Below are 928 nucleotides of genomic sequence, written 5' to 3'. Positions count from 1 at the left end.
TCAAATTGTTAAAGAGCGTTGCAACGTTTCGTCGCTGCGGGAGTGGCATTCTACTCAACCGCCTTCTCGAGTCAAGCCTTATTTTCAAAGGCTTTTCGAGGCACCGACTGGCTTAACTGCGTTGCCGCTTGCCCTGTCGATGGAGGCGCATTATAGGGAGTTGAAACTTGCTGGCAAGGGGTTAATTGCAAAAATATGGCTTTCGTCGCGCGTTCGCTCACAAAGCCATCAGCTTGGGTGTTAAGCAGTCGAAATCAGTGTGCCGCCGGCACAGAAACAGCAAAATCGTGCAGATTGTCATAAACGGCATCGGCCAATGCCATGCCTGCATCCGTGATTGGTTTGCCTGTACGCACCATGACTTTGTGGCCAACCTTGGCATTCATTGCTGCACTCAGGTCGGAAGGCTTGTCACCCACCATATAAGAGCGGCTCATGTCGATGCCCAGCTCCTGCTGTGCCAACAACAACATGCCTGGTGCCGGTTTACGACAATCACAGGGCGCGCCATGATCCGGGTGATGGGGGCAGAAGTAGATACCATCGAGATCCACACCCCGATCAGCCAGTGACCAATCCATCCATTCGGTGAGGTTCATGAAGTCATCTTCACTGAAGTAACCGCGCGCGATACCGGACTGGTTGGTGACCACGATCAACTGGTAGCCTTTCTGCTTAAGCAGTTGCATGGCATCGATCACACCGGGCAGGAAATGGAAGTCATCGACCTGGCTGACATAACCAGTGTCTTCATTGATGACACCGTCTCTGTCCAGAAAAATGGCGGGCTTACTCACGGGGACTACCTCGGTAATGGATGTTTGAAAAGTATCTCACAGGGCAGATAAAGCCCCAAAAAGTAAAAGGGGCGGCCGAAGCCACCCCTTTTATGTGTGCAGATAGCGAATCGATTAAGCGATTACGCTAG

Annotated in this window: 2 protein-coding genes; one reads left to right on the top strand and one right to left on the bottom strand. The window is 51.8% G+C overall.

Annotated features, from left to right (window positions below; all coding sequences use genetic code 11):
• The coding region (locus LG30_RS22770) for a hypothetical protein (protein ID WP_238566438.1) at positions 1-244 on the top strand (244 nt) is incomplete at its 5' end.
• Between the two features lie 10 nt (positions 245-254).
• Here the strand turns inward: LG30_RS22770 and gmhB are convergent.
• Positions 255-797, bottom strand: coding sequence for a D-glycero-beta-D-manno-heptose 1,7-bisphosphate 7-phosphatase (gene gmhB, locus LG30_RS0114620; protein ID WP_033131433.1), 543 nt, complete (start codon positions 795-797; stop codon positions 255-257).
• Positions 798-928: the final 131 nt, after the last annotated feature.

This window comes from Aeromonas aquatica (genome assembly GCF_000764655.1).
Taxonomy (GTDB): Bacteria; Pseudomonadota; Gammaproteobacteria; order Enterobacterales; family Aeromonadaceae; genus Aeromonas; species Aeromonas aquatica.
This window is presented reverse-complemented; position numbering and strand designations above follow the sequence as displayed.